Genomic DNA, 20,864 nt, shown 5'->3' with positions numbered 1-20,864 from the left:
TTTACTTCACCTCTGCTGGATCTAGTTCTTTCACGATTTCTCCGTTCAATGACCATGTTCTTGCTTCTGTTATTTTGACTTTTACAATTTTTCCAATTGCAGATTTTGGTGCAACAAAGTTTACAAGCTTATTCCTAGATGTGTAACCTGCAAGGACATCAGGATTGTTCTTACTCTCCCCTTCAACCAAGACATCAACGATTTGCCCTTCATGCTTTTTCATCGCTTCTAAGGAAAGTTCATTCACAAGTGCATTTAAGCGTTGTAACCGTGCTTTCTTAACTTCCATTGGAACATTATCTTCCATTTTTGCAGCTGGAGTGCCTTCACGTGGAGAATAAATAAAGGTATATGCTAATTCATAACCGACTTCACGATAGAGAGACATTGTTTCTTCAAACTGCTCATCCGTTTCATTTGGGTAACCCACTATAATATCTGTGGTTAGAGCTACATTAGGAATTGCCGCTTTAATTTTTCTTACTAATTCTAAATATTGTTCTCTAGTATACTTACGTGCCATAATTTTTAATACATCAGTAGAACCTGATTGAACCGGTAAATGAATATGGTCCATTAAGTTTCCACCTTTGGCCAGCACATTAATTAAACGATCATCAAAGTCACGCGGATGGCTTGTGGTGAAGCGGATTCTTGGAATATCAATTTTTCGTAATTCATCCATCAATTCACCCAGACCATACGAACCTTCTTCTAAATCTTTTCCATAAGCATTTACATTTTGACCAAGCAAGGTAACTTCTTGGTAACCCTGTGCGGCAAGATGACGTACTTCTTGAATGATTTCTTCCGGCCTGCGGCTTCTTTCTTTCCCACGAGTGAATGGTACGATACAATACGTACAGAATTTATCACAACCATACATGATGTTAACCCAAGCTTTAATATTCCCACGACGGACTTTTGGAAGGTTTTCAATGACATCTCCTTCTTTAGACCATACCTCAACAACCATCTCTTTTGACATGTATGCCTCATTCAAGATATGTGGTAAACGGTGAATATTATGGGTACCAAAAATCATATCAACCTGATGGTAGGTTTTTAGAATTTTGTTAACAACAGATTCTTCTTGTGACATACATCCACAAACACCTAAAAGTAAGTCAGGCTTTTCCAATTTTAATGACTTTAAATGACCTAGTTCACCAAACACTTTATTTTCAGCATTTTCCCTAATTGCACATGTATTTAATAAAATGACATTTGCATCTTCAGTGCTGTCAGTGGGTTCATAACCTAAAGCTAAAAATATCCCTGCCATAACTTCCGTATCATGCTCATTCATCTGACACCCATAGGTACGGATATAAAACTTTCTACCCTCGCCCATTCCACGGAACTCCTCTGGAATCGCAAAGTCATTATGGTACTTTACTTCTTCTTTTCCACGCTTTTTAGCATCCTTCAAGGATGGTGCAGTAATTACTTGTTCAAAGTACTTGCTGTAATCCTTGGCGGATTTTTTGTCCGAAGAATTAACAGACTCGACTTGCGTACCTTCTAAACGTTGTTTTTCATTCATTTGTTCAAATGCCCCTTTCAGACATAGTCCACACATTATTATAGTATAAAGGTTAACGGACTTGAAAACAATAGAAAATCCCGTGGGCTATAGCCCCGGGATTTTCTATTTGCCATTAAATAAATTCAGAAACTAATTTATCAAAATAATTTTGATCCAAATTAAGGTCTGCTTTTGATAATGGTGTTTCAGAGAAGCCAGTTATTAATTCTTGATAAGACTTACGTTCAGTATTTTGATAAATTAGCCCTGTAACAAGACCATTATGCTTCATTAATGTCTGCATTGCTTCTTCGCGATTTGAAGGATCATAACCTTCGATATCACTAAGTTTAGTTAGATTTTCTTTAAACCAATCGTATGTGTTTACCTTATTATAAGTAACACATGGACTGAACACATTGATTAATGAAAATCCTTTGTGATTAATACCTGCTTCAATTAAAGCAGTTAAATCTTTTAAGTCTGTAGAGAAACTTTGTGCTACAAATGTTGCTCCTACAGTTAACGCCATTTCCATTGGAGAAATTGATTGCTCAATCGATCCAAGCGGAGATGACTTTGTTTTAAAGCCTGCTGCTGAACGTGGTGATGTTTGACCCTTTGTTAAACCATAAATTTGGTTATCCATTACGATATAAGTAATGTCGAGATTACGACGAATAGCATGAATCGTATGACCCATTCCAATTGCATATCCATCTCCGTCTCCGCCAGAAGCGATAACAGTTAAGTCACGATTTGCCATTTTCACACCTTGTGCAATTGGAAGTGAACGGCCATGAATTCCATGGAAACCATAGGAATTAATATAACCTGAAATCCGGCCAGAACAGCCAATTCCAGAAATTACAGCAAGATTTTCGGGTTCTAAACCAACATTCGCTGCCGCACGTTGCATTGCCGCTTGTACAGAGAAGTCGCCACAGCCAGGGCACCAGTTCGGTTTTACATTGTTACGAAAGTCTTTAAAAGTGGCCATTTAGAACAACTCCTTACATTTTGTATAAACTTCGTGTGGTAAGAATGGATTTCCATCATATTTAAGATGCTTAGTAATCTTTTCAGCATGTCCAACATTCATTTTCATAATATTTGCTAATTGCCCGGTTGCATTGTTTTCTAAAACAATCACTTTCTTAGCAGCACGAACTAACGGAAGAACTTCGTCTGTTGGGAATGGGTGAATTAAGCGAATCTGAGCATGATTTACTTTTAAGCCATCATTCTCTAAACGTGTCATCGCTTCTTCAATAACACCGCGTGTTGAATTAAAACCGACAAATAATACATCTGGATCTTCGTGCTTAGTATTTTTATATACAGGTGTATTAAAGCGAATATTTTCGATTTTACGGAAACGCTTATCCATTTGCGCAATTCGATTTGCAGCAGATTCAGATGGTTTACCTGTTTCATCATGCTCAACACCTGTTACATGGTGGATACCATTTTTCATACCAGGAATTACACGTGGTGAAACACCATCTTCTGTAACTTCATACCGTTTAAAATATGCATTATTTTCGTTAGCTGGGATTTCATCAGCTACCAATTTTCCACGTCTGATTTCAACTTTGTCATAATTTAATGGTTCAACGGTCTGTTTTCCTAAAGATAATTGAAGATCAGATAAAATAATGACAGGGCATTGATATTCTTCTGCTAAATTGAATGCTTCCGCTGTATCATAAAAAGCTTCCTCAACCGTACTTGGAGCCATAACAATTTTTGGGATTTCACCATGTGTACCATAAATCATTGCCATAAGATCCGATTGTTCTTGCTTTGTTGGTAATCCTGTTGAAGGACCTCCACGTTGCGTATCCACAATTACCAGCGGCGTTTCAGTGATACCAGAAAGTCCAATTGCTTCCATTTTTAATGATAACCCAGGTCCAGCTGAAGCAGTAATTGCACGTACACCGCCGTAGTTAGCTCCAATGGCCATTGTACAAGCAGCAATTTCATCTTCTGTTTGAATAACTGTACCACCTAAAGCAGGTAATTTTTTAATCAAATACTCCATTATTTCAGATGCTGGTGTAATAGGATAAGCTGCCATAAATCGGCATCCGCCTGCAATAGCACCAAGTGCGATCGCATCGTTACCAATCATAAACATCCTTTTTTGGCCGTCAGCCTTTTCAAGTTCCATTGTTGGGACACCTGAAGCTAGATTTTCTTTCACTTTTTCAAAGCCGGCTTTGATTGCATCCATATTCTTCGCAACAACTTGGTCGCCTTTTTTGCCAAAAATCTCACGAACTACTACTTCAAATACATTAATATCTAAGTCTAAAATAGCAGATGTTGCACCGATTGCTACCATGTTCTTCATTAAAGAAGTTCCAAGTTCAGTGGCAATTTCAGTAAATGGTACCGCATACAATGATGCTTGTGTATCATCAGGCTTCTTTGGTGAAAATTTCGCATCAGCAAGGATTACACCATTACTGTGTAGTTCTTTGTAATTTAAATCAATCGTTTCTTGGTCAAATGCTACTAGGATATCTAGGTCATCAGAAATTGAACGCACTTCTGTCGTACTTACTCTGATTTTATTGTTGGTATGACCACCCTTAATCCGTGAAGAAAAGTGACGATAACCATACAAGTAATAGCCCAGGCGATTCAGTGCAATTGCAAAGATTTCCCCAGTACTTTCAATACCTTCCCCTTGTTGTCCTCCAACTTTCCATGAAAGTTGATTGATCATGACTTACACCCCTTTGGATATGTAAAAATTAATTAGAATAAATTGATTCATTTATTAGTTTAGCACTATTCCGAGTATTTCACTAGAATTTAGCCTATAATAGCAAGACTAAAAAATGTAACTTAAGATATGTACTAAACGCTTACAATTCTAGACCTATGCACTAAAAATTGCAACCCTTTAAAGCGAAATATTGTCTAAAATATGAATATTTTTTTATTATTTGAAATATACTCGGATTCGATTATGTCGACTGCTGTAAAAACAAAAATCCACCTCATTATATGGCAGTTTTTCTAACATTTATTCTTCAAACAAATATCTATTATTTATATTCTAGAAATAATTATAGTCTATCTTAGAATAATGTTTTATCGATATTTTTGATTTTTGACCTATAACTAAAAAATACCTGCTTGATTATACAAGCAGGTAGTATCAATCATTATTTGTTTTTACTTGTCAAAAGTCTATCTCTTTCAACGCGGTTCTACAATTAGTTTGATAGCTGTGCGTTCTTCCCCGTCAATTAAAATATCGGTAAACGCAGGGATACAAATTAAATCAACTCCGCTAGGTGCTACAAATCCTCGAGCAATCGCTACTGCCTTAACGGCTTGATTCAATGCACCCGCCCCAATTGCCTGTATTTCCGCTGCACCTCTTTCACGCAGAACCCCGGCAAGCGCACCAGCTACAGAATTAGGATTAGATTTTGCTGAAACTTTTAATATATCCATTTCTAGCTCCTCCTTAGAAAATCCCGATCCCGCATGAGCAGTTTCATGAACAAATCAGGTTATAACATTCCACTGCTACTATATTCAGTTGTCAAAAAACATATTCCGGCTTGGACAAAAAAAATGCGCCAGTCTCTAGGCTCTGGAGCTTTTGGAGCTATAAAAAAAAAGAGCAAAACCAATTTGCTCTTTAAGTATAAAACGGATGATCATCATTTATTAAGATAGGTTGAATTTTTTTTGTAAAGCCGGATTTCCGATCCAATTCAATATAGACGGCACTAAGCTGATTTCTTCCGCCTGCCGCCACCTCAAACCGGACAGGAAGGCTCGTCAGAAACCTTTTAAGAACAGCATCTCTCTCCACCCCTAAAATACCGTCATACGGACCCGTCATGCCCACATCGGATAAATACCCTGTGCCATTAGGCAGAATGCGGCTATCAGCCGTCTGAACATGTGTATGTGTCCCTACAACCGCAGATACTCTCCCATCCAGGTACCAACCCATTGCCTGCTTCTCACTGGTTACTTCGGCATGAAAATCCACAAAAATATATGGAGTTCTTTCTCTGGCAATTTCAATTAATTCGTCTGCCTTTTTAAATGGACAATCCAACGGTGCCATGAAAGTTCTCCCTTGCAGATTAATGACGGCAACTTCTAAATCATTTACTTTAAAAAATGCCATCCCTTTACCTGGTGTTCCTTCAGGAAAATTCGCTGGTCTAACCATATTTTTGGCTGAACCGATAAACTCAAAGATCTCACGGTTGTCCCATGAGTGATTACCAAGGGTTACAGCTTGTGCGCCATAACCTAAAAATTCACGATATATCTTTTCTGTAATTCCTTTACCGCCTGCAGCATTTTCCCCATTAATAATGGTAAAATGCGGACGATATTTTTCTTTTAATTTTGGCAAATATTCCTTTACCATGTCTCGGCCTGGTGACCCGACAACATCACCTATAAAAAGTAGATTCATTTTTAATCCTCTCATCAAGAAAAATTGTTAATGTTTCAATTGTATCACATTCAGACTTCATTTAATCGGATAAGCACTTTCATAAAAAAAAGCGGTGCATGTGCACCGCTTTATTTCGCATATTCAACAGCCCGTGTTTCTCGGATAACTGTCACTTTAATGTGTCCAGGATAATCAAGTTCTTCTTCAATGCGCTTACGAATATCACGAGCTAATCGATGCGCAGCAAGATCATCAACCGAATCAGGTCTTACAATAATACGAACTTCACGTCCAGCTTGAATAGCAAAAGATTTCTCTACACCTTCATAAGACTCAGAGATTTCCTCTAACTTTTCAAGACGTCGGATATAGTTTTCAAGAGTCTCACTACGGGCACCAGGTCTTGCAGCTGATAATGCATCCGCAGCGGCAACTAAAACAGCAATGATAGACGTTGGCTCTGTATCCCCATGATGTGATGCTATACTATTAATTACTACAGGGTGTTCCTTGTATTTAGTTGCAAGTTCAACACCAATTTCTACGTGACTGCCTTCTACTTCATGGTCAATTGCCTTTCCAATATCATGAAGCAAGCCCGCACGACGTGCTAAGGTTTCATCTTGACCCAATTCAGCAGCAAGTAATCCAGAAAGCTGTGCTACTTCCATTGAATGTTTTAAGACGTTTTGACCATAGCTTGTACGGAATTTCAAGCGGCCAAGAATTTTGATAAGATCTGGATGAAGTCCATGAACCCCCACTTCAAAGGTGGTTTGCTCACCAACCTCGCGGATATATTCATCCACTTCACGACGAGACTTTTCAACCATTTCCTCAATTCGTGCTGGATGGATACGCCCGTCTTGAACTAATTTCTCCAATGCCAGGCGAGCCGTTTCGCGACGAATAGGATCAAAACCTGATAGAATTACAGCTTCAGGAGTATCATCAATAATTAAATCAATTCCTGTTAATGTTTCTAGCGTACGAATATTTCTTCCTTCACGGCCAATAATACGGCCCTTCATTTCGTCATTTGGCAGGTTGACGACAGAGACAGTCGTTTCCGCAACATGGTCAGCAGCGCAACGCTGGATTGCTAGCGAAAGAATTTCCTTCGCTTTCTTGTCTGCTTCCTCTTTCGCACGATTCTCACTTTCCTTAATCATTATGGCAGTGTCATGGGTTAATTCCTGCTCCATTCTGTCGATAATGATAGCTTTTGCTTCCTCGCGCGTTAAGCTTGAAATTCGTTCGAGTTCAGTTTGTTGTTTTCGTACCAACTCGTCCACTTTGCTTTCCATCTCTTCAATATGCTGTTGTCTTTGGTTTAGAGAATCATCCTTCTTTTCTAAAAGATTTTCACGCTTGTTTAACGTTTCCTCTTTTCGATCTAAATTCTCTTCTCTTTGCAGTAAACGGTTTTCTTGTTTTTGCATTTCATTTCTTCGTTCACGAACCTCACGTTCTGCTTCTGTACGCAGCTTGTGAATTTCATCCTTTGCTTCTAGCAAAGCTTCTTTTTTCAGTGAATCAGCATCACGTTTCGCATCTTCAAGAATCTGCTCTGCAGCATTCTTTGCACCTGCTACTTTTGCTTCAGCAATGGACTTATGAACAAAATAGCCAACAACGGCACCGACGATAAGGCCAAGCAAAATGGAGATGATAGTAATTAAATCCAATCGTTACACCTCCTCTTGCTATGAACTTTTGTTACATTTTTTAAGTGTCGGCATGTACATTGTTTAGACTCAACATACAGCAAGCACCAAGGCTTTTTTCGGATTGTAATAATACCAAAAATGTAAAATATACATGTTAATTGTAAAGGTGGGAATATTCATTGTCAAGGCTTAGTCCTATTGGCTTTTTGAAATATTTAGAATAGGACATCATTTTATGACCGATAGGCTAAAATCTTTATCAACTTATGACTATATTATTGTAATTAAAATATATTTTGTGAAGCTCTGTTATACTTGGCTGTTGATTTCCGCTCCAGGCACTTTGCTTTCCGCGGGAGTCTTCGTGCCTTCCGCTCCAATCAACTTGCTATTAAATCAAAAGTGCCCTTTTAACACAGCCTTTGTAAAAAAAGAGCAAAACCATATAAATAGCTTTGCTCTTTTACATTAATCAATTAGTTCAAATTGTTCATCATCATCTGTTTCAGTTACAAACTTCTCACCGTCTAAGCCATAATGTTCACGTATTTGCGTTTGAATCTGGAGACGAATATCAGGGTTTTCCTTTAAATACAGTTTTGCATTTTCACGGCCTTGACCAATTCTAATGTCGTTATAGGAATACCATGAACCGCTTTTTTGGACGATATCTAATTCAGAACCTAAATCAACAATCTCGCCTTCCTTAGATATCCCTTCGCCATACATAATATCTACTTCTGCTGTACGGAAAGGCGGAGCAACCTTATTCTTAACGATTTTTATTTTGGTTTTATTCCCGACAATGTCAGTCCCTTGCTTCAACGCTTCCGCACGGCGCACTTCAAGACGGACTGTTGAATAAAACTTTAACGCACGACCACCAGGTGTGGTTTCAGGATTCCCGAACATAACGCCAATTTTTTCACGGATTTGGTTAATAAAGATTGCGATCGTCTTAGATTTGTTAATGGCTCCAGATAGTTTACGAAGTGCCTGTGACATTAGACGTGCTTGTAAACCAACGTGAGAATCTCCCATTTCCCCTTCAATTTCCGCTTTTGGAACCAATGCGGCTACAGAGTCAACGATAAGAATATCAATGGCACCGCTTCGTACTAATGCTTCCGCGATTTCAAGCGCTTGTTCACCCGTATCAGGTTGTGATAATAATAACTCATCAATGTTAACACCTAATTTTTGGGCATACGTTGGGTCAAGCGCATGTTCAGCATCGATAAATGCAGCTTGTCCACCGTTTGCTTGAACTTCAGCAATTGCATGTAATGCAACCGTTGTTTTACCAGAGCTCTCAGGGCCATATACTTCAATAATACGTCCTCTAGGATATCCACCTACCCCAAGTGCTGCATCAAGTGCTAATGAGCCACTTGGACTCGTTAAAATCTTTGTATCCGTTTTTTCTCCCATCTTCATGACGGAACCTTTACCAAATTGCTTTTCTATTTGCTTTAACGCCATTTCTAAGGCCGCTTTACGATCATTACTCACGAATCATTTCCTCCCTTATATATAAACACATGCTAATTGCTATAATCTATTAAATTAATTCCTATTAATAATATAACTTCTTTTCGAATATTTGTCGAGCAAAAAAACGAACATTCATTCGTTTATTTTCAAAGCAACTTTGATGTAATTTTAGGTAATTCTCTATGCTTTTTGTATTTTTTTGCAACTTTAGCAGGCAGATAAAGTTAGTTTCATCCATTTTCTGATTTTTCCGCTAACTAATCTATTCAAAAAAAATCACAGAATACTATTAAGCATTCTGTGACTCTTTTAACAATTGAAGGAGAAAATGACACCCATATTTTACGGCACGCCCTCGATTGGCTTCTCTTGTACCGCCAAGGATAAGTTTTTCAACAACGGTTGGCTTTCCCTTTATTGAAATCCCAATAAATACAGTACCAACCGGCTTGCCTTCAAGCTCTTCAGGACCTGCTACACCAGTAAAACTAATTCCAATATCCGTTTTAAATAATTGGGCAGCATTTTCAGCCAGTTCCCTAGCACATTGTTCACTAACTGCACCTTCTGTTTCTAGTGTTTCTTGCCGCACTTTTAAAATCTGCTGTTTTACTTGATTTGAATAGCAGACAACTCCACCAGTAAACACCGAACTTGCACCCGAAATGGCGGTCAGCCCTTGTTGGAACAGTCCACCGGTTAAACTCTCAGCCGCAGTAATTGTAAGTTTTCGTGTCTGTAAGGTCTTTCTTACTTCTTCCATTAGTGACGTATGGTCATATCCATAAAAAAACTCACCTACACGCTGGTTAATGGTATTTTCTAGATTATCGAGAAGTGACTGAGCTATTTTTCCGTCTACATGTTTTGCAGTCAGCCTCAATGTAACCTCCCCATCCCCAGCAAGCGGGGCGATCGTTGGGTTGCTCTGTGCGTCAATTAAATCCATAATCTCGGTTTCCAAGGCAGCTTCACCAATTCCAAAAAACCTTAACACCCTTGAAACAATTACCTCTTTGGACAGGTTTTCTTTAGAGAGTGCCTGACACCCATATTGACTAAACATCGGCTCAAGTTCCTTAGGTGGGCCAGGGAGCAGCATATAGGTGTGATCGTTAGATTTAACAACCATTCCTGGAGCCATTCCATGATCATTTGGAAGAATACGTGCACCGCTTAATACAAGTGCCTGTTTTCGGTTATTTTCGGTCATTGGGCGATGGGTCCGTTTAAAGTATGATTCTATCGAAGTTAATGCATCCTCATCGGTCACAAGTTCTTTTCCAAGGTGCCGCGCAATTGTTTCCTTCGTTAAATCATCCTTTGTTGGTCCAAGGCCACCCGTAAAGATTATAAGATCCGCACGCTTCTCAGCTATTTCAATTGCCGATTCTAATCTATCAGGATTATCACCAACCACCGTATGATAAAAGACATTAATCCCAAGGTCCGCCAATTGCTGGGACAAAAAACGTGCATTCGTATTCACAATTTGACCGAGCAATAACTCCGAACCAACTGCAATAATCTCAGCATTCATCGTAATCAACATCCTTTACTCCTAAGTTGGTAAAACTTACTTTGAATTTTTAAGGACATGACTATTTTTCGCAAAATAATCCCATCCAGACCAAATCGTAAAAATTAATGCAACCCACAATGCCACGATATCAAAACGAAATGGAATCATTGCAAAAATAATATTATGTAATAAAAGTGCTGAAATAGCGACAATTTGCGCCCAGGTTTTAATTTTTCCAAGCATGTTAGCCGCAACCACTTCTCCTTCTCCTGCAAGTAAGAGACGTAATCCTGTTACCGCAAACTCCCTGCTAATAATAACAATCACAATCCATGAAGGTGCATAAACATCATTCAATTCAACGAGAACAATCAATGCAGCCGAGACCAATAATTTGTCAGCAAGCGGGTCGAGAAATTTCCCCATATTAGTCACCAGGTTATACTTTCGGGCATAATGCCCATCAACCCAGTCAGTGGATGAGGCTAAAATAAAAATCAATGCACCGACAAAATGGGTCACGGGAAGGTCTGTCCCCAGTAGATGCATATCGCCCCATTCAAAAGGAGCAAGCATAATAATCAAGAATATTGGAATTAATAATATTCTTGATACAGTGATTCTATTCGGAATATTCATAGTTTTCCTCCGTTTTAATATTAAAAGCGAAAAATAGTCATCAACAGATGACTATTCGTTTTTCAGAACATATTGGATCGTTATGTTCTGAACATTTGCAGTCGCTGGCACTGCATACTCGAGCTTTTGGTCATTAACATAGATTTCTGTATCAGCGGCATTTCCCACTCGAATAACGGCCGCACTCTCTGCTGATAAGTCTTCTGTTTGACTTTCAGTACCGCCTGTTTTTAATAATCCTTGGAAAAAGGACTTCCCTTTTCCATTTTTAATACTAACCCAAGTCTGCCCTTTAGAAACCAACTTCACAACAAACTTGTCTGCATTTTTTAATTCATAGGTTGAATTCCTGCCGCTGCTTTGAACGGCTGTAATTTCTTGTTTTGGTGATTCTTCCACAGTTGTTTGCTGCTCTTCCTGCTCTGTATTATCTTTCTTTTGTTGGATGTCATCCTTCTTATTCTCTTCTGCTTTTTCTTTTTCAAGATTCTCCGATTTCACAATTTTAACCGGTTCATTTTCCTTATTAATTGATTCGTTCGTATTATCACCCGCATGTTTATATACAAAATAATATAACAGGCTGGCAACTCCAATTACAAAAACACAGATTAAAACCTTTGGTAATATATCAAAAATTTTAGAATTGCTTTCTGAAATTGATTTATGTGTTTTCACTCTGGACAATTGCTGTGGCAATTCGTCATTTAAGCTTGCAGGAATTTCACCTTTATAGGTTTCAAAAATTTCATCAGGATCAAGACTTAGTGCCTCTGCATACTGCTTAATAAATGCGCGAACATAAAAATTCCCGGGCATGCTCGCATAATTCCCTTCTTCAATACCAATTAAATACCTCTTTTGAATTTTCGTCATGGATTGTAAATCATCCAAGCTTAATCCATTAGCTAATCGGGCTTCTTTTAGTCGATTCCCTAATTCAGTCAACTGTTAACACCTTCCAATTTATTAAAAATCAAAATCTCCAAAATCAGATCCGGAGAACATACTATGCTGATCAACGACCTCATATGTAATCTCTTCTTCCGCGTCATTCCTAAGCTCAATAATGTAATCAAAATCGTCGAGTGTATATTCTGAGTTTTGAACAAAAATATCAGGATGCTCGATGACTTTTACAGACGGAAGTCTCATGATTTCACGAACAAGCTGCCAATGACGCTCATTAGCACGTCTGGTAGAAACAATTCCATCCAGTATAAATAGATTGTTTTCGTTATATTCATCTTCAATTAATTGATTACGGATTGTTTGTTTTAACAAAGTGGAAGACACAAATAACCAGCGTTTATTTGCACAAACACTTGCAGCCACCAATGATTCTGTTTTTCCTACACGAGGCATTCCGCGAATACCAATTAACTTATGGCCTTCCTGCTTAAATAATTCTGCCATAAAATCAACTAATAAGCCAAGTTCATCCCTTACAAAACGGAAGGTTTTTTTATCGTCCGCATCTCTTTGAATATAACGTCCATGTCTTACCGCAAGCCTGTCACGCAGTTTGGGTTCTCTAAGTTTAATTAGTTTTATTGTGTCCATCGTATGTAAAATTGACTCAAGGCGTTTAATTTGGTCATCATCTTTTGCTAAAATGAGTAATCCTCGTCGTCCTTCATCCACACCATTTATTGTAACAATGTTAATAGAGAGCATTCCTAATAGGGATGAAATGTCCCCTAGTAGGCCTGGTCGGTTCTTCTGAATCTCATATTCTAAATACCATTCTTTTTTCAAGTAATAAACCTCCTCAAAAGAAGTTTCGACATTTTTTTTACAATTTCTTATCTAACCCTTATAATAAATGATTTTGGATGAAGATGAAAGTAAAAACAAAGATATTCCGTTCGTTAACAGTGATTCTCCAAGAATGCATACAAAAAGAGAGGAGAAAGTCCTCCTCTCTTTTAACGACTGCCGTTATTTTGAATCAATTTAACCATTATATTTGCAATTGCCTGTTGTTCTTCTTTATCTGCAACTGACCAAAGATCAGCAAGAATTCTTTCCTGTTCATTTTTTGGTTCTACTTGGTTTGATAAATAATCACCAATTTGAAAAGCAAGGTTACTAATGGCTCCATCGCTCATACCTTCATTTTGTGCATGATGAAGACGATCGGCTAAGAAGTCCTCCCATTGTTTCCAGTTATCTAAAACAGACATGGTTATTTCCCTCCTCTTTTATTAGTACAAGATTATTTTGTGACGAAGAGGAGGGAACTATACATTGATTACATTGAAATTTTAGGTATACCACCCGCCATTTATTGCTAGGATTTGTCCTGTCATGTAGGATGAATCTTCGGAAAGTAAATATGCTACACCCCTCGCTATATCCTCCGGTTGCCCTAATCTGCCCATTGGTATTTCGTATGAAAGCTGATCTACTTCTTCTGGTGTAAAACCTTCCATCATTGGTGTCAATATAGCTCCAGGGGCAATGGCATTTACACGAATTCCATTCCTGGCTACTTCTTTACTCAATGCCTTAACGAATGCAATTTGCGCTCCCTTAACCGTAGAATATGCAACTTCACAAGCCGCTCCTGTTTGCCCCCAAATCGAAGTAATCACCACAATATTTCCGTTTCCTTTAGCAAGCATTTTCGGAAGGAGCTCTTTTGTCAGCATTAATGGCGTTAACACATGAACATTTAATAATGCTTCTGCTTCAGATTGTTGTAAATCAACAAGAAGCCCATATTGACTTTGGCCCCCGCAATGGATAATTGCATCTAATGAAAATATTTCTGAATTGACCTTTTTATATCCACTTGGATCAGCTAAATTTGCTTGAATCGGAATATACTCCCCACCGTATGCCTCTAGATTATTTATTAATTCCTTTATTGCTTGTGTATTTTTATGGTAATGCAGATACAAATGATAGCCTTTTTCTGCCAGGTTATATGCTATCGCTTGGCCGATTCCACCACTTGCACCCGTTATTAATACATATTTCATTTTGTTCCCACTCTCTTTTAGCTGTGACTAATACGAAGAAAAAGCGCCGGTTAATCGACGCTTTCATGTATTTATTTTTTCTTAGGAATTACCTGACATACTGAAAACCGGTCTTCTGATATGACTTCTGACGCTAGTGACTGAACATCGTTTAGGGTGATTTTTTCAAGTGTTGGAACCACATCAAACAAATTCATATCATTAAATGCGTAGCGCGTAAACTGATTGGCGATATACTCTGGTGAGTTTACCGCCCGCAAAAATGCACCAATCTTTTTCCTCTTCGCTCTTTCTAGTTGATCCTCATTAAAGACATTTTGATTTTTAGCATCTAGAAGCATTTTTTGAAGAGTTTCTGCTAATTTATCAGGTTCTCCAGTGTCTCCGCCGATCATGGCAAACCCAAAGCCCTGCTCTTGGGTATAATCGAAAGAAAAGGTTTCATCAATTAGTCCATCATTATAGAGTTGATTGTAGTTTTCCGAACTTTTCCCAAACAATAAATCCAATAGGACATTCATGGTTAATTCATTTTTTAACATTTCATTTCCGCTTTGATCGACATGTAGTGCTTTTATTCCAAGTAAGCATTTTGATGTTTGCACATTCATTTCAAGCACACGTCTTTTTTCAGCTGCCTCTGTCGGCTCATTTTCAAATTTCCGCTGAATCTCAGGCATATCTTTGTATTCCTTTTTCGCTTGATTCTCTTTAACTTGATTCATGAAACTTTCTGGGTTTACTGGGCCAACAATAAATAATAGCATGTTACTCGGATGATAGAAGGTGTTATAGCATTCATAGAGCCAATCTTTAGTAATATGGGAAATCGATTCAATTGTTCCAGCGATATCAATCTTTACCGGATGGTTTTGGTAAAGATTTTGAATCAATCCAAAGTATAAACGCCAATCCGCATTATCATCATACATAGTAATTTCCTGCCCAATTATCCCTTTTTCTTTTTCAACTGTTTTTTCTGAAAAATATGGTTCCTGAACAAAATCGATGAGGGTTTCTAGATTTTTTTCTACGTCTGACGTGCTTGAAAATAAATAGGCTGTTCGAGTAAAGGAGGTAAACGCATTAGCCGATGCTCCCTGGCGGCTAAATTGTTGAAAAACATCGCCATCTTCTTTTTCAAACAGCTTATGCTCTAAAAAGTGAGCAATTCCATCAGGAACTTTTACATACTCTTCTTTTCCCAATGGAACAAATGTATTATCCACAGAACCATACTTTGTCGTAAAGGTAGCAAAGGTTTTATTAAATCCTTTTTTCGGTAAAATATACACATTTAGACCATTGGCCAGTTTTTCATGGTAAAGTTCTTCCTGAAGTTGGTCGAAACTAATTTTCTCCATTTATTTGCCCGCCTCCGTTCCTGTTAAGAAGTAGATGGTATCGATTTCAATTTTTTTAGCGACTGCGATGATTTCTTCTTTCGTTACATTTTGCATTTCTTTCAGCCATGTATCAAGATTAATATTTGCATCGGCCACAACATTATGATAAAGAATTTCAGTTAACCCTCTTGATGTATCTATGGTCTCTAGGATTTGATTTTGAATAACTGCTTTTGTTTGGACGAGTTCTTCGTCTGTAAAATCACCATTTCTCATCGCCTCTAATTGATCATGTATAATTCCAACTGCCTGATCATAATTTTTTAAATCAATTCCTGACATAACCATCATTAAGCCTTTATGACTCTCAAGACGGCTTGCTGCATAATAGGCAAGACTTGCTTTTTCACGTACATTTATAAATAATTTAGAATGTGAGAACCCGCCAAATATGCCATTGAACACTTGCAAGGCAAAATAATCCGAATCACCATAGACGATGTTTGTGCGATAGCCAATGTTTAATTTCCCTTGTTTTACATCTTGCTGCTCTTTCACTTCATTAACTTGTCTATTCAAGGTTACCTTTTCTTGTACTAATTTTTTCGGTGTTCTATCCTCAAACCTTAATAGATCTGATGCAAATTGCTTCACTTCTTCTTCATCAACATCACCGATAATATATAAATCCATTTCATCAGATAAAAAGGCGTCTTGATAATATTCATATAAATTCTCTGGAGTTATGGCATCTACATCGGCAGCATCCCCGTTTACTTCTAAAGCATAAGGTTCCCCCTTACACATTTCTTGAATCAGGCGTACATTTGAGTAGCGCATCTTATCATCAAAAACGGATTGAATCCTTTGTTTTTGTGTCCGCTTTTCTTTTTCTACAGTGCCTGGATCAAAAGCATTACCTTTAAGGTTTGGATTTGTTAATATTTCTGCTAATAATTCAAACCCTTTTCTTAATAATGGACTTGGATCACTTAAGAATTTTTCATTGGCAATTTCGATTGAAAAACTCATGATATGGTATTCACCTTTTTTAGATAGATCAACGAAAAGTGTCGCTCCATATAACTCATCAAGATAGGACCGAAGTGCAGTGGTTGAAGAATATTTTGCTGAACTGCTTTGCAATACTTGTGGAAGAAGTGCTCGTTTGGTTACATCTTCTTTTGTAAGCGGGGCTTTCATTTTCCAAATTAAAGTATTCGTTTTATATTTTTCTGTTGGGATCACATGAAGTCTATATCCATTAAGCTCTGTTATTTTTTCTGCAGCTGTTGCCACATCCATTCCTCCTTAACTGTTAAAGGTTATACATTACAATATGTAAGCATTTTTCTTTATATCATTTCCTTTGAAAGAAAACCTATACTTATTACTATAATTTGGCAGGGTTGGTCAATACAAGCAATATCACTTTTTCTCTCATAAAAAAAGAACCCCTGGCAAGATAACCAAGGATTCCGTCCGTATAGTAGATGAATTATCTACTACCTTTAATATAATGAGTACCAGATGCTTTAGGTGCATCTGCACGACCGATGAAGCCAGTTAAAGCTAATATAGTTAAAACATAAGGAGCAATTAACAGGTACACATTCGGAATTTCTTTTAAGAAAGGTAAGCTTGATCCAATGATACTAATACTTTGTGCAAAACCAAAGAATATTGCAGCACCAAGTGCGCCAAGTGGATGCCATTTCCCGAAAATCATTGCAGCTAATGCCATGAAACCTTGACCACTGATTGTTGAGTGGCTGAAGTTAGATGTAATGGATTGTGCATACACTCCACCACCCAGACCACCAAAAGCACCTGAAAGAATAACACCTAAATAACGCATTTTAGTAACATTAATCCCCATTGTATCAGCAGCCATTGGATGTTCACCAACAGAACGGAGGCGCAGTCCAAATGGTGTTTTAAATACAATGTACCAAACGATAATTGCAACAATGATTGCTAAGAATGAAGTCCAATACGTGTTTTGGAAAAATATTTTCCCAATAACTGGAATATCTTTTAAAACCGGGATATCAATTTTATTGAATCCTTTGCTGATAATATCTGTTTCACCTTTATCATAGATTAGTTTCACTAGAAACAATGTTAAGCCTGATGCAAGTAAGTTAATAGCAACACCAGAAACAGTATGGTCAGCACGGAATGTAATCGCAGCTACCGCATGTAACATTGAAAATATCGCACCCGCAACCATAGCAACTACAATTGCAATCCAAGGTGTCCAACTTCCGAACGAATTAACGAAGGTAAGGTTAAAGACAATAGCTGTAAATGCACCTATAACCATTAATCCTTCAAGACCAATATTTACAACTCCCGAACGCTCAGAGAAAATACCGCCTAATGCAGTGAAGACAAGTGGAGCTGCCCATAACAAAGTGGATGGAACAACAATCATTAATATTTCCATTAAGCTCAACTTACTTCACCTCCTTTTTACTAAATCGGTCAAGAAATATTCTAATAATATAACTTGATGCAACAAAGAATACAATCAAGGCAATAATGATATCAACTAATTCATTCGGAACACCCGCTTCGAGAGGCATATTTAATGCTCCCACTTTTAGTGCACCAAATAATATAGCTGAGAAAAATACACCTATTGATGTATTCCCACCTAGCAGGGCAACAGCAATCCCATCAAATCCAACACCTGTAAAACCGCCTTTAACGGTGGCGTAGCCGAAAGTTCCTAATCCTTCCATCGATCCTGCTAACCCAGCAAAAGCACCAGCAATAACCATAGAGAGGATAATATTTTTATTAACATTCATCCCAGCATAATGGGCAGCATGTTGGTTAAAACCTACTGATCTTAATTCAAATCCTCTAGTTGTCCGTTCTAATAAGAACCACATAACAAAGCAGGATAAAATGGCAAGGATAATACCCCAGTGAAGTCTTGAATAATCAGTTAAACTCTCTAACCAGGGAGACCTTAATGTGGCAGATTCTTTAATCATATCTGTTTTATCTTTATTATCTGTAATGATATTTTTTATAAAATAATTTGAAACATGCAGGGCAACATAATTCATCATAATGGTAACAATTACTTCATGAACGCGAAAACGAGCTTTTAAGAAGCCAGGGATGAACGCCCACAAGGCTCCAGCTACCATAGCTGCTATAATAGCTAATGGTAAATGGATAATTTTCGGGAGATCGAAGGCAACTCCCACCCATACTGCGGCTAGCCAGCCAACTAAAAATTGTCCCTCTACTCCAATATTAAACAGGCCGACACGAAAAGCAAATGCTACAGCTAATCCTGCAAGAATATAAGGAGTAAACTGTCTAATTACTTCTCCTAGATAATAAGAATCACCAAAAGCCCCGTTCCATAATGCTGTGAATGCTGCGAGTGCATCATAACCGCTGATGATCATAATAATAGTTCCAACAATTATCCCCAATAAAACGGCAATAATAGGTGTTAAGATACTTTTAAAGCTTTTAAGCATTGGCGTGTTCACCCGCTTCCTTTCTATTTGACCCAGCCATCAATAAGCCAAGTTCTTGTTCTGAAGTTTCTCTTGGGTTAACTACCGCAACAATTTTCCCCTCATATATAACAGCAATTCGGTCACTCACGTTTAATATTTCATCCAATTCAAATGAAATAAGTAAAACAGCTTTTCCATTATCACGCTGCTCTATAAGACGCTTATGAATAAATTCAATCGCACCAACATCTAATCCACGTGTAGGCTGTGCTGCAATTAATAAATCCGGATTACGGTCAACCTCACGTCCAATAATGGCCTTTTGCTGGTTACCGCCAGAAAGAGCGCGAGCCAAGGTGTACTCACTTGGAGTCCTGACATCAAACTCACTAATTAAAGTTTTTGCCTTTTTATAAATCTCTTTAAAATTTAGAATCCCATTTTTTGAATATGGCTTTTTATTATACGTTTGTAAGACCATGTTCTCACCGATTGGGAAATTTAACACAAGTCCGTGTTTGTGGCGGTCCTGAGGAATATGACCAACACCCGCCTCAGTTATTTTTCTAGGAGTATGATTAATAAGTTCATTTCCATTTAACTTCACGCTGCCACTTTCTGCCTTACGTAAACCAGTAATAGCCTCAATGAATTCTGATTGTCCATTGCCATCAACACCCGCAATCCCAACAATCTCCCCGGCCTTTACGGATAGATTAAGACCATTTACAACATTAATACCGCGAGCATCTTTTACTAGTAAGTCTTGAATCTGTAATACATCCTGTTTGGGTTTTGCTTCTGTTTTCTCGGTTTTGAAGACGACTTCACGCCCAACCATTAAGCTCGCAAGTTCATTAGGGTTTGTTTCACTAATATTTACAGTCCCAATTCCTTTACCTTTGCGTATGACGGTACACCGATCGGCAACTTCCATAATCTCTTTTAACTTATGAGTGATTAATATAATCGACTTTCCTTCTTTTATAAGCGTTTTCATAATCTGCATAAGTTCTTTTATTTCTTGTGGGGTTAGTACGGCTGATGGTTCATCAAAAATGACAATTTCAGCACCTCGGTACAACGTTTTTAAAATTTCTACCCTTTGCTGCATTCCAACAGATATATCGGAAATTTTTGCTTGAGGGTCAACGGCCAAACCATATCGTTCTGAAATTTCACGAACCTCTTTTTCTGCCTTTTTAAGATCAATTCGACCGCCTGTGGTGATTTCTCTGCCGAGAATAATATTTTCCGTTACAGTAAAAGTATCGACAAGCATAAAGTGTTGGTGAACCATTCCGATCCCTAGATCATTAGCAATATTTGGGTTAGAAATATTAACTGGTTTCCCTTTTACCCGAATTTCTCCTTGTTCCGGCTGGTATAAACCAAAAAGTACATTCATTAAAGTGGATTTGCCTGCACCATTTTCACCAAGTAATGCATGAATTTCGCCCTTCTTCAATTGAAGGGTAATGTTATCATTCGCAACGAAACCGCCAAATTCCTTTCGAATGTTGAGCATTTCAATTACAAAATCCATCTTTCTCACTCCCTGTGTTAAGATAAAAGGAAAATTTGACCAATAGTAGTAAGAGGTCAGACCTTTAAGGATTTTTAAAAAACAGGGATTAACTCCCTAATAAAATCTTAAATGAAAGGTAGAACATTTATTCCACGCTTCAGTTAGGATTCCATAGTTTGGAATAAGCGAGAATTCTCCCGCTTATTCCACAAAAA

18 protein-coding genes are annotated in these 20,864 nt (G+C 37.8%); all 18 read right to left on the bottom strand.

Going from position 1 to position 20,864, the window contains the following annotated elements; all coding sequences use genetic code 11:
- Position 1: 1 nt before the first annotated feature.
- Positions 2 to 1,546: a tRNA (N6-isopentenyl adenosine(37)-C2)-methylthiotransferase MiaB gene (miaB, locus tag ACE198_RS04725; RefSeq protein WP_098571730.1), complete on the bottom strand. Its 1,545-nt coding sequence runs from the start codon at positions 1,544 to 1,546 to the stop codon at positions 2 to 4.
- Positions 1,547 to 1,661: 115 nt separating this feature from the next.
- Entirely contained in the window at positions 1,662 to 2,528 is an 867-nt protein-coding gene (locus tag ACE198_RS04720) for a 2-oxoacid:ferredoxin oxidoreductase subunit beta (protein ID WP_098571729.1), read from the bottom strand.
- Positions 2,529 to 4,265 carry a 2-oxoacid:acceptor oxidoreductase subunit alpha gene (locus tag ACE198_RS04715; RefSeq protein WP_142332956.1) on the bottom strand — a complete coding sequence of 579 codons (1,737 nt, stop codon included), beginning with the start codon at positions 4,263 to 4,265 and terminating at the stop codon, positions 2,529 to 2,531.
- A gap of 479 nt (positions 4,266 to 4,744) precedes the next feature.
- Positions 4,745 to 5,005 carry a stage V sporulation protein SpoVS gene (spoVS, locus tag ACE198_RS04710; RefSeq protein WP_026566505.1) on the bottom strand — a complete coding sequence of 87 codons (261 nt, stop codon included), beginning with the start codon at positions 5,003 to 5,005 and terminating at the stop codon, positions 4,745 to 4,747.
- Between the two features lie 190 nt (positions 5,006 to 5,195).
- Positions 5,196 to 5,993, bottom strand: a complete 798-nt coding sequence (locus ACE198_RS04705) for a TIGR00282 family metallophosphoesterase (protein WP_375374809.1) — start codon at positions 5,991 to 5,993, stop codon at positions 5,196 to 5,198.
- Positions 5,994 to 6,103: 110 nt separating this feature from the next.
- Positions 6,104 to 7,663, bottom strand: a complete 1,560-nt coding sequence (rny, locus tag ACE198_RS04700) for a ribonuclease Y (protein WP_098571727.1) — start codon at positions 7,661 to 7,663, stop codon at positions 6,104 to 6,106.
- Between the two features lie 450 nt (positions 7,664 to 8,113).
- The gene (recA, locus tag ACE198_RS04695) at positions 8,114 to 9,157 is read right to left on the bottom strand and encodes a recombinase RecA (protein ID WP_098571726.1); all 1,044 of its coding nucleotides are present in this window, start codon (positions 9,155 to 9,157) and stop codon (positions 8,114 to 8,116) included.
- 271 nt (positions 9,158 to 9,428) lie between these two features.
- Positions 9,429 to 10,679, bottom strand: a complete 1,251-nt coding sequence (locus ACE198_RS04690; RefSeq protein WP_375374860.1) for a competence/damage-inducible protein A — start codon at positions 10,677 to 10,679, stop codon at positions 9,429 to 9,431.
- A gap of 36 nt (positions 10,680 to 10,715) precedes the next feature.
- Positions 10,716 to 11,300 carry a CDP-diacylglycerol--glycerol-3-phosphate 3-phosphatidyltransferase gene (gene pgsA, locus ACE198_RS04685; protein WP_098571725.1) on the bottom strand — a complete coding sequence of 195 codons (585 nt, stop codon included), beginning with the start codon at positions 11,298 to 11,300 and terminating at the stop codon, positions 10,716 to 10,718.
- A gap of 51 nt (positions 11,301 to 11,351) precedes the next feature.
- Entirely contained in the window at positions 11,352 to 12,248 is an 897-nt protein-coding gene (locus tag ACE198_RS04680; protein ID WP_375374808.1) for a helix-turn-helix domain-containing protein, read from the bottom strand.
- 21 nt (positions 12,249 to 12,269) lie between these two features.
- On the bottom strand, positions 12,270 to 13,058 hold the full coding sequence (locus ACE198_RS04675; RefSeq protein WP_098571723.1) for a DUF3388 domain-containing protein: 789 nt from the start codon (positions 13,056 to 13,058) through the stop codon (positions 12,270 to 12,272).
- Positions 13,059 to 13,228: 170 nt separating this feature from the next.
- Positions 13,229 to 13,486, bottom strand: a complete 258-nt coding sequence (locus tag ACE198_RS04670) for a DUF3243 domain-containing protein (RefSeq protein WP_098571722.1) — start codon at positions 13,484 to 13,486, stop codon at positions 13,229 to 13,231.
- 81 nt (positions 13,487 to 13,567) lie between these two features.
- Positions 13,568 to 14,287, bottom strand: coding sequence for an elongation factor P 5-aminopentanone reductase (gene ymfI, locus ACE198_RS04665; RefSeq protein ID WP_375374807.1), 720 nt, complete (start codon positions 14,285 to 14,287; stop codon positions 13,568 to 13,570).
- A gap of 71 nt (positions 14,288 to 14,358) precedes the next feature.
- Positions 14,359 to 15,651 (bottom strand): EF-P 5-aminopentanol modification-associated protein YfmH, encoded by a 1,293-nt coding sequence (yfmH, locus tag ACE198_RS04660; protein WP_375374806.1) that lies wholly within the window; start codon positions 15,649 to 15,651, stop codon positions 14,359 to 14,361.
- Positions 15,652 to 16,938 (bottom strand): EF-P 5-aminopentanol modification-associated protein YfmF, encoded by a 1,287-nt coding sequence (gene yfmF / locus ACE198_RS04655; RefSeq protein WP_375374805.1) that lies wholly within the window; start codon positions 16,936 to 16,938, stop codon positions 15,652 to 15,654.
- 193 nt (positions 16,939 to 17,131) lie between these two features.
- Positions 17,132 to 18,091 carry an ABC transporter permease gene (locus tag ACE198_RS04650; RefSeq protein WP_251456062.1) on the bottom strand — a complete coding sequence of 320 codons (960 nt, stop codon included), beginning with the start codon at positions 18,089 to 18,091 and terminating at the stop codon, positions 17,132 to 17,134.
- A gap of 1 nt (position 18,092) precedes the next feature.
- Positions 18,093 to 19,139, bottom strand: a complete 1,047-nt coding sequence (locus tag ACE198_RS04645; RefSeq protein ID WP_098571717.1) for an ABC transporter permease — start codon at positions 19,137 to 19,139, stop codon at positions 18,093 to 18,095.
- A complete protein-coding gene (locus tag ACE198_RS04640; RefSeq protein WP_375374804.1) occupies positions 19,132 to 20,667 on the bottom strand; it encodes an ABC transporter ATP-binding protein in 1,536 nt (511 codons plus the stop codon). The genes ACE198_RS04645 and ACE198_RS04640 overlap by 8 nt, the downstream gene beginning before the upstream one ends.
- Positions 20,668 to 20,864 lie beyond the last annotated feature (197 nt).

Source organism: Neobacillus sp. KR4-4, assembly GCF_042136325.1.
Classification (GTDB): domain Bacteria; phylum Bacillota; class Bacilli; order Bacillales; family Cytobacillaceae; genus Neobacillus.
The sequence above is the reverse complement of the archived record's forward strand: the minus strand, read 5'-3'. Positions and strand labels throughout refer to the sequence as shown.